This is a genomic window from Lichenibacterium minor (assembly GCF_004137685.1).
Taxonomy (GTDB): Bacteria; Pseudomonadota; Alphaproteobacteria; order Rhizobiales; family Beijerinckiaceae; genus Lichenihabitans; species Lichenihabitans minor.
In genome coordinates this window covers 1-9645 of record NZ_QYBB01000078.1, presented here as the reverse complement: position 1 = coordinate 9645, position 9645 = coordinate 1, and the positions used below count along the sequence as shown (strand labels likewise).

Below are 9645 nucleotides of genomic sequence, written 5' to 3'. Positions count from 1 at the left end.
GCCGTCGTCGACCCAAAAATCCAACCGCTTCCCGACGCCCGCGACACCACACCAGCCCAGGGGAGGTGAGCAATTACGCTACGTCGAAGGTAAAGCCTTCGAACCGACAAGGATAAATGAATGGACACGAACCCCATCAAGGTCATCTGGCTCTCGATAGGCCGACATGTCCCCGACTCCGAGTTCGTCGTCAGCGACTTCCACGTGTCTCGCAATGGCGAGGCGTCCGGCCTGACGATCAGCGTCAATCACGCGAACCGTGGCAACGACGACGGCAACAGGACCGAGGCGATGGAGTTCGCCAGGGCGCTTTGCAAGGAGTTCGGCGAGACGGAACCGATGGAGGGATGAACCTCTCCGGACGTGGAGGTCACGCGACCGAGTGACGGGCACGGACATCGCTGAGCTTCCGCCTCACAGACCTCGAAGACGGCGTCAACCCTAAGACTTGCCGACATGGTCAGCCATGACAGCGCCCCTGGAACCCAGGGGTTTCCCGACACCCTCCGTCGTGTCCCGGGCCGTTTGATGCTCCATCTCGGCGTTGAGTTCGCCTCCGAGCAGGACGATCACCGCCGAGATCCACAGCCAGACCATGAAGCCGACACCCGCGCCGAGCGAACCGTAGATGCGGTTGTAGCTGTCGAAGGTGGCAACGTACCAAGAGAACAGCATGGACGCTGCAACCCAGAGCAGGGCAGCGACCGCACTGCCCCAGGTCACCCAACGCCAGCGCGCGCCGTTCCGCGACGGCCCGTAGCGATAGATGACGGCGAGGCTTCCCGTGATGCCGAACAAAAGTACCGGCCATCTGGCGGCCGTGATCAGCCATTCCGTCAGCGCCGGCATGCCGATGACCCGCAGGATGACGGGCAACGCGACCACGCCCGTCAACGCCAGCACGGTGAAGGCCACGCCGGCGAGCGTGAAAGCGAACGTGGTCGCGTAGAGGCGCACCGGGCTCCGGGCCTCCCGCTCGTTGTAGACGACGTTCAGGGCGTCGAAGAGCGCCACGATGCCCGAGTTCGCGCTGTAGAGGGCGAGAACGAGCGAGATCGCGAACGCCCCGCCCAGGGTGTCGTTGCCCTTCTGCGCGACCAGCTTGATCTGGTCGCCGATGAGGTTGAGCACCCCGTTCGGTAGGATGCCGGACAGCAGGATGAGGTGGCCGCTGATCGTGCTCGCGTCCGCGAACAGGCCGTAAAGCGACACGATGGCCGCGATGGCCGGAAACACGGCGAGCAGCGTGAAGAAGGCGACACTACCCGCCGTCGACAGGACGCGGTTGGCCGAGGTCGCCCAGAACATGCGCGTGAGGATATCCCGCCAACCTTGGACGGGGATCTCCGCTGGCGTGTCGGCCTGCCGCCCTCGTCCTGGCTCGTGGGCGCGGGCCCGGTCGGTCGACAGCCCTGCGGTCTCAGGCTCCTCGCCGACGTGGGCGCGCCAGTCCTCTGCAGGCTCTTCGTCGGTCACGGTCGGAACACTCGCAAAGGGGAACGGCGGGCAGAGGTAGCCACAGGTCAGCATCCTGTCGACGGGCCAGTCGCCTTGCAGGGGCGAAGCGCGGGAACAGCGGATGCGAAAGGGCGGTCGCCTACGAGCCGTTATTGACCGAAACGTTCAAAGGTGACCCAGTCAAGCCGACGGCTGCGGGTCTTCTGCCGGTGCCGACATCTCGCGGGTAGAGGGCATATTCATGGGCGGCTCGGTTGCGGCGGTGTCGACTCCAGCGGTCGCGAAGCATCCCGCCCGGGCGGCCTTGCTCCTCGGGGCTCTGGGCGTCGTCTTCGGCGATATCGGGACCAGCCCCATCTACGCCGTTCGCGAGTCGCTGAAGGCCGCCGGCGACGCCTCGACCGAGGCGACCGTGCTCGGCGTCCTGTCGATGATGTTCTGGGCCATCTTCCTCATCGTCGCCGTCAAGTACGTCATCTTCGTCATGCGGGCCGACAACGGGGGCGAGGGCGGGACCATGTCGCTTCTGGCGCTGGCCATGCCGGTGGCGGGTCGGCTACAGGCCGTCCTTCTCGTCGTCGGCCTCGCAGGGGCGTCGCTCTTCTTCGGCGATGCCATGATCACGCCGGCCATCTCGGTGCTGAGCGCGGTGGAAGGGCTGGAGATCGCGGTTCCCGCCGTCACGCCCTACGTCGTCCCTGCCGCGGCGGTGATCCTGGTGGCGCTGTTCGCGATCCAGAAGAAGGGCAGCGCCGCGGTCGGGTTTCTGTTCGGGCCGGTGATGGCGGCATGGTTCGCCGTGCTCGCTCTGTCGGGGCTGTTCCACTTGGCGCGCAATCCCACGGTGCTGTGGGCCCTCGATCCCCGTTATGCCGCAGCGTACGTCGGCCATGCGGGCGGTGGCACGTCGTTCCTGGTTCTCGGGTCCGTGTTCCTGGCTCTCACCGGCGGCGAAGCCCTCTACGCCGACATGGGACATTTCGGAAGGTCCCCCATCCGCCTCGACTGGTTCGCCCTGGTCATGCCCGCCCTGGTGTTGAACTACCTCGGCCAGGGCGCGTCGGTGCTGGCTGACCCGGCCGCGGCCGCGAATCCCTTCTTCCTGCTGTTCCCCGGGTGGCTCCTGATCCCGGCGCTCCTGCTCACCACGGCCGCCACCATCATCGCCAGTCAGGCCGTGCTGTCGGGCGCCTTCGCCCTCGTGCAGCAGGCCATCCAGCTCGGCGCCGTGCCGCGCCTCGAAGTCCGGCAGACCTCGGACGAGTCCGCCGGTCAGGTCTACGTGCCACAGATCAATTGGCTGCTCGCCATCGTGGTCCTGGGCCTCGTCTTCGGCTTCCGGTCCTCCGACGCCCTCGCCAACGCTTACGGCATCGCGGTTGCGGGAGACATGCTGGCCACGACGCTTCTGGTGACAACAGTGGCCATCGGGTTGTGGCGTTGGTCTGCCTACCTCGTCTACCCGGTCGCGGGCGCGATCCTGCTGCTCGACGTGACTTTCGTGTCGGCCAACGTGCATAAGATCCCGGCCGGTGGCTGGTTTCCCATCCTGGTCGGGACAGTGACGCTCACGGTGATGCTGGTGTGGCGGAAGGGGCGGCAGGCTGTCCTGGCCCAGCGCGACAAGGACGCCGCCCGGCTTCCCGCTTTCATCGCCAGCTTGGGGCAACCGGACGCGCCACTGAGGATGCGCGGGACGGCCGTCTACCTGACCAAGCAGTCCGAGATCGTGCCCGCCGCGCTCGCGCTCAACGTCCGGCACAACGGCGTCGTTCACCGGCAGGTCGTCCTGCTCATCGTCATGACGGAGCGCGTGCCCAGGGTGTCGGAAGACACGCGTGTCGCCATGGAGGAAAGGTCAGCCGGTTTCTCAATTGTGACCTTGACCTTCGGCTTTGCCGAGAAGCCGGACGTCATGTCAGCCTTGCGGTCCCACCGAGTCGAGGTCGGCTTCGACCCGGACGAGGCCTCGTTCTTCATTGGCCGTGAATCGCCGGTCCCGTCGATGCGACCCGACCTTTCGCCGTGGCAGGAGGCCCTGTTCGGCTTCCTGACGCACAACTCGGCGACGGCCTCGGACTACTTCTTCATCCCGGCGCCGCGCGTGGTCGAGATGGGCACGAGGATCGAGCTTTGACGTCTACCAAGGCGAAAGCCGGCGTCAGGCAGCGATGGTGCCTCTCGCGCCTGTCAGCCCGAATGTCGAGGCAAAGTCCGGCGCGGGCATGGGACGCCCGAAAAGGTAGCCCTGGATCTCGTCGCAGCCTTCGGCGACCAGCAGGTCACGCTGGGCCTGCGTCTCCACGCCCTCGGCGATGATCGACAGGCCGAAGGCGCGACCGAGCATCGTCACGGCTCGCACGATAGCGACGTCCTGGGGCGAGTCGGCCATCCTGCGCACGAAGCTTTGGTCGATCTTCAGCCGCGTCACGGGATAGGTTTTCAGGAGGCTCAGTGATGCGAATCCGGTGCCGTAGTCATCGAAGGCGATGCCGACTCCGTCCTGCTTCAGCTCCCGCAAGGTGCGAAGCGCGGCGCCGTCGTTCTGCAGCACGATGTTCTCGGTGATCTCCAGCTCCAGGGCCGAGGCCGGCAACTCGGCCGTGCGAAGGGCGAGACGCACGGCAGTCGCGAGGTCGCCGCCCCGGCATTGGACTCCGAACAGGTTCACGCCCATGACCAAGTTCGGGGCGCCTTCGCGGCGCCATCGAGCGGCCTGAAGGCAGGCTGTCCGCAGTACCCAGCCCCCGACCCGTGCGGCGAGCGAGCTGCCCTCCAACGCCGGTAGGAAGGCCGAAGGGGGCTGCAGGCCGCGTTCTGGGTGACGCCAGCGTAGAAGTGCCTCGGCACCAGTCAGCGCGCCGTCACCGGCGCGGACCTGGGGCTGGTAGAAGAGTTCAAACTCGTCGGCTTCGACGGCGTGGCGCAGGTCCACTTCGAGCGTCCGGCGGAGCACCACGGCAGCTTTCAGACCGACGTCGAAAAGGCAGTGACGGTCCCTCCCGCCTGCCTTGGCGTCGTAGAGGGCGAGGTCGGCATGGGACATCAGGTCGTCGACCGTCTCGCCGTGCGACGGGTAGAGCGCGATGCCGACGCTGGTCCCGATGTTGACGGGTTGCTCGTCCACCTGGAACGGCTTGGTCATGGCGGAGACGATGCGGTCGGCGACCTCGGTCGCCTCGCGCTCGTCCCCCGACTCGGCGAGCAACACGGCGAACTCGTCTCCGCCGAGACGGGCGACGGTGTCGCGCGGGCGGACGCAGGCGAGAAGACGTGACGCGACGTCGCGAAGCAGCAGGTCTCCAGCCGAGTGGCCGAAGTAGTCGTTGACGTGCTTGAACCCGTCGAGGTCGACGATCAGCACCGCGGCCGGGAGCGCGCCCTTGGTGATGTCCTCGATGCGTCGCCGGAGGACGACGCGGTTTGGTAGTTCGGTCAGGGGGTCGAAGTGGGCGAGCCGATGCAGGCGGTCCTCGTCCCTGCGGCGCTCTGTGATGTCGCGCACGATGGAACCGAAATTGGCACGCTCCTGATCCCACCACATCGACAGCGACAGCTCGATGGGGAACTCCGTCCCGTCCTTGCGCTGGGCGGGAAGCTCCACCGAACGCCCGACCAGCCGGGGAGCACCGCCCTGCGCGACGCGACTTAGGCCGCCACCGTGCCCACCCTTCATGCGGTCGGGTATGATGAGGTCGATGGAGCGCCCGAGCGCCTCCGCGGCCGAGAACCCGAAGAGCCGCTCGGCTGCCGTGTTCCAGAACGTGATCAGGCCGTCGTGGTCGGCGCACAGGATGCCGTCCGGCGACGTGGCAGCGATCTGCTCGAAGCGATTCTGGCTGACCTGCCCGGCCCGCATCAGTCGCCGGGACTCCAGCTTGTCGAGCACCAGCGCCGCCAGGGCGACCAGATTGTCCCGTTCCGAATGGGAGAACGCGTTGCGCGGGCTCGCGTCCAGCAGGCAGAGCGTACCGAGGGTATGTCCTGACGGCGAGACGAGGGGCGCGCCAGCATAGAAGCGAACGCGTGGCCCGTCGATCACGAACGGGTTATCATGGAACCGAGGGTCGAGGCCTGTGTCTAAAACGACGAGTGGACCGACGTGACCGAGGGTGTGCGAGCAGAAGGCCGGCCCTCGGTCGATGACGCAAACGTCGAGCCCGAGCCGAGCGGGGAAAATGACCCGGTCACGCTCGACGAAGCTGACCAGAACCGTGTTCACGTCGAAGAGCCGCTGCGCTACATCGAGGATGAGACCCACCTCTTCTTGGCAGTCGTCCGGCGCGACACCGTACTCCGCCAGGGACGCCAGGCGCTGGTCTTCGTCGGCGAGGATGGGGGCGAGGCGCAATAGACACTCCGGATTCGTCGAGTGCAGCATGTCCCTGCACGTCTTGCGTTTTCATGACCTGCAAGGCGGATGTGTGCCGGGCCGGGGAGATGATCGGACCGTCAATCGAGCTGCTGAAGGGCAACTGAATGTCCGCTTCGAAGGAGGGCATAAATACCCGCTACGCCCGGAATGGTTCGACTCCGGCCGGCAACGGACGAACGTCGAGGCAGGGTGGAAAGCGGAACAGCCGCTCTCCGAGCGGAAAGTTCCCGAACGGACCTTCGCTCTTGCCCGGTCGCATCCGGCTTTGTCGTGACGACCGTTATTTTCGCGAGGCATGTCGCCCCACGTCGACGCTCCAAGCGTGCAGGCGCCCTGCGTGGAAGAGCGCGCGCCGTTGAGCCTTAAAATCCGATATTGCTTGTGACTCTAGCCGCCTCTCGTGACGTGATCGGCGGGGTGCTTCATGCCGCGTCGCCGAGCCGAACCCCGCGACGTTCCACCCTCAGAAGCGCCCTAGTCCGCATGCGGCAACCGCTGCTGACATGGTGCTCTTTTTCACATCCCTCGATCGCTCTTCGAAAAACCGTTTGCGATTTCGACATCGCCGGACTGTATCGGGCAGACCAGGAAACGTATGCGGCTGAGTGTTATTGTGGCTTTGCAAAGAGGGAAGAGACGACGCTGGTGTCAATGTAGCGCTCCACATCCTGCGAGTTCTTATAAACTCCATTCTTGATGTTGAAGGAGTTCGCGTTCTGCGTCGATCCGTAGATGGAGCCAAAGCCGGGCCTGTTCACCATCGTCTTCCGGCACTCGGCCAAGGATAGAAATCGCGTCCCGCCGAGAAACTGGGTGTAGGCCGCGGGCGTCACCCCTGTGCGGGCCGACATAATCCTGATTGCGTCGGCTTGCGTCGAGGGACCGTCGATGTAGGCCACCACCCGCCCCCAGAGAGCGACCAACTTGGTCCAGTCCGCCCTCCGCGCCGCCAAGCTCTGTGGCGCAACGGCGATCGCATCGTAGATGAGGCCCGGTTGCTGGGCGGACGTGTAGATTGGATGCGAACCCGGATTTTCGCTCATGACCTGCCCGACCACGGGCTGCCAGGCCCCGACGGCTTTGACGCTCCCGGACGACAGCAGGGAGGGCATCGTATTGGTCTTGGCGTCGACCAGCTTCACCTCTGCCTGGTCGATTTTCGCCTTCCTCAAGGCGTCCTCGAGCAGGAGATGTTCGACCAGCCCGATCTCGACGCCGACCTTCTCCCCCTTGAGGTCGGCGACCGACCTTATTTCGGGTCGTGCGAGGATCGCGTCGTTGCCGTTGGAATAGTCCGTGAGGAGTATCATCACGTTCGGGGCGCCGTTGGCTCCCATCACGAGTGCGTCGCCGTTGGTCACCATGTCGGCATCGAGTTTGCCGGCCGCAAAGGCGTCCATCGAGCCGGAATATTCCGACCACTCGAACCTGACGTCGAGCCCGGCGTCCTTGATCCAGCCTTTATCGATGGCGATCTGCCACGCGACCCAGCCCGGCCAGTCGCTGTAGCCGATGCGAAGCGGTTCGACGGCACGCGCCGGTTGAGGGAGCACCGCGACCGAAAAGATCGCAGGCCATAGAAGAAGGCCTATCCAAGCACGGCGTCTCGATTTGCTTCGAAGGAAGGACATGGGCACGCCCGTTTAGGATTGTATCGCCGGCCTGATCTAGGAACAGCCGATGATAACCAGCTTACACCAATCATGTCCCGCTTGCGCCGGGATGGAAGACGGCGTCAGGCGGCTTTTACCGCTACACCGGAGATAGCCGTCGACCCCTCGATGAGCATGGCTTTCGCCAACTCCGCCTCGACCGCCTTGCTGAAATGGAAGCCCTGACCGAAATCACAGCCCAGCCGCACGAGATCCGCAAGCGTTTGGTCGTCCTCTATGCCTTCGGCCACGGTCGCGATCCCTGTGCCTCGGGCAAGATGCAGAACCGACTCCACGATCTTCAGGCTCATGGGATTTTTTTGCAACGATTGGATGAACGAGCGATCAATCTTTAGCTTGTCAAACCTGAGTTCCTTTAAGTAATGCAGACTGGCATAGCCGGTGCCGAAATCGTCGAGCACGATCTCAATCCCGCTGTCACGCAAGGCACTCACGGTTCGCCTGGCGGCATTGATATCCTGTAGCACCGCGGTTTCAGTGACCTCGACAGCCAGATCGGATGGATCGATACCCTCGTCGGCAAGGATGTCTAGGATGAGCGATGGCAGGCCGGCGTTCTGGAACTCCGCAGGAGACACATTGATCGCGAGTCGTGCGTGTCTGCCCCATGCGCGGGCGTGACGGCAAGCCTGTCGCAGCATCGCCGCCGTGAGCGCTTCGGACAGGCCCAAGCCGTCCAGCAAAGGCACGAACACGTCGGGAGGCACGAAGCCGCGCACCGGATGCTGCCAGCGCGCCAGGATCTCGAAACCGGCGATGCGACCATCCACTAGATCGACGATCGGCTGAAAGGAGGGGCGGATCTGGCCGCTCCGCAAGGCATGCCGCACATCGGATTCCAGCGCCGACTGAGCTTCCATATCCTGGATCATGGCCGGTTCGAAGAAGTGGACCAGCCCCGCCCCCTCCTTCTTGGCCCGGTACATCGCGAGGTCGGCGGCTCGAAGCAGCCCTTCGGCATCTTGACCATCGCTGGGAAACAGCGCGATGCCGATGCTCACGCCGACATGGACCTGTCCTCCCAATACGTCGATCGGTTCACGAACGGTGGCAATGATCGCGGCCGCCAAGCTCGAAAGCGGCTGACAACGCTCGGCTTCAGCGGAAACATCGAAGATCAAGACGGCGAACTCGTCTCCGCCGAGCCTCGCCACCGTACCCCGGTCGCCGATGACCGCCCGCACTCGCGCCGCAACTTCGCAGAGCGCCGCATCGCCGGCAGCATGTCCCTTTAGATCGTTGATGGCCTTGAACCGGTCCAGGTCGAGAAGCATGACGGCGAATGCGCTCGTCTCCGAAATGGCTCGGTTCACACTGTCGCCGATGATTGAAGCCAACAGGCGCCGGTTCGCCAAGCCGGTCAGGGCGTCGTAGGACGCCAAGCCATCGGCCAGCTTGCGTGCTTCGGCCAGAGCCATGGCGTTGTTCCTGAACACTTCGAAAGCGGAGGCCATCTCGCCGATTTCGTCCCGACGGTCGAGCTGGGGAACTTCGATGGCGAGTGAACCCGAGGCAAGCTTCGACAGGGCGGCCGTGATTGACCGGAGGGGATCGCGGATCTGAGAGAAGACCTGCCTGACCAGTGCCAGGGCGACGGTCACGCCTGCCAACGCGGCGAGGATGACCAGAACGATCGCCCGCTGGGCATTGAGTTCGGCCTGCCGCGCTTTGGCGCCTGCCGCAGCCTGGTTCGCCGCGATAAGGAGCTTGACGTCCTTGTCGGCTTCCAGGAACTCGTTGTTGAGCTCGCTTCCGGCCAGCGCCGGAGAGTCCTGGGCCGCATCGGCATCGCTCGCGACCCAGCGATCGTGGCCGCTGAGGTACTGGCTCCATGCTGCGAAAAAAACTTCGAACTCGGCCTTCGGCAGCTCGGGGCCGATGACCGACTTATACTGGTCGAGAAGAAAGGTGATCGTGTCTCGATGGTGGTTGGCGAGAGCGTTGGCCTCGCTCTCGTAATTGGGCTCGATAGCGAGAACGCGATAGCTCTCCGCGATTCGAAACTCCGAAACCTGTCCGCTTATCTGACCTAAAATTCGCGTTCCATCCAGCCACCGATTTGGTAATTGCTCACGAGGTCGTGCTGCCGTTCAGGCCGGCACGGCGATTGGCTGGCCTCGCAGCGTGAGGCGGATGGCA

Annotated in this window: 7 protein-coding genes; 3 read left to right on the top strand and 4 right to left on the bottom strand. The window is 64.6% G+C overall.

Annotation, left to right across the window (positions count from 1 at the left end):
• Positions 1 to 120: 120 nt before the first annotated feature.
• Positions 121 to 351, top strand: coding sequence for a hypothetical protein (locus tag D3273_RS26180; protein WP_129229900.1), 231 nt, complete (start codon positions 121 to 123; stop codon positions 349 to 351).
• A 90-nt stretch (positions 352 to 441) separates the two neighbouring features.
• Here the strand turns inward: D3273_RS26180 and D3273_RS26175 are convergent, their stop codons facing one another.
• Positions 442 to 1530 (bottom strand): YihY/virulence factor BrkB family protein, encoded by a 1089-nt coding sequence (locus D3273_RS26175; RefSeq protein WP_129229899.1) that lies wholly within the window; start codon positions 1528 to 1530, stop codon positions 442 to 444.
• Positions 1531 to 1699: 169 nt separating this feature from the next.
• Between D3273_RS26175 and D3273_RS26170 the strand changes: the two genes are divergently transcribed.
• The gene (locus D3273_RS26170; protein ID WP_129229898.1) at positions 1700 to 3595 is read left to right on the top strand and encodes a potassium transporter Kup; all 1896 of its coding nucleotides are present in this window, start codon (positions 1700 to 1702) and stop codon (positions 3593 to 3595) included.
• A gap of 24 nt (positions 3596 to 3619) precedes the next feature.
• Here D3273_RS26170 and D3273_RS26165 read toward each other — a convergent pair whose 3' ends face one another.
• Positions 3620 to 5839, bottom strand: coding sequence for a putative bifunctional diguanylate cyclase/phosphodiesterase (locus D3273_RS26165; RefSeq protein ID WP_207210911.1), 2220 nt, complete (start codon positions 5837 to 5839; stop codon positions 3620 to 3622).
• Here D3273_RS26165 and D3273_RS26160 point away from each other — a divergent pair.
• Positions 5838 to 6107, top strand: coding sequence for a hypothetical protein (locus D3273_RS26160; protein WP_129229897.1), 270 nt, complete (start codon positions 5838 to 5840; stop codon positions 6105 to 6107). The genes D3273_RS26165 and D3273_RS26160 overlap by 2 nt on opposite strands.
• 334 nt (positions 6108 to 6441) lie before the next feature.
• Here D3273_RS26160 and D3273_RS26155 read toward each other — a convergent pair whose 3' ends face one another.
• Positions 6442 to 7464, bottom strand: coding sequence for an ABC transporter substrate-binding protein (locus D3273_RS26155; protein ID WP_129229896.1), 1023 nt, complete (start codon positions 7462 to 7464; stop codon positions 6442 to 6444).
• 104 nt (positions 7465 to 7568) lie between these two features.
• Positions 7569 to 9107 carry a bifunctional diguanylate cyclase/phosphodiesterase gene (locus D3273_RS26150; protein WP_129229895.1) on the bottom strand — a complete coding sequence of 513 codons (1539 nt, stop codon included), beginning with the start codon at positions 9105 to 9107 and terminating at the stop codon, positions 7569 to 7571.
• Positions 9108 to 9645 lie beyond the last annotated feature (538 nt).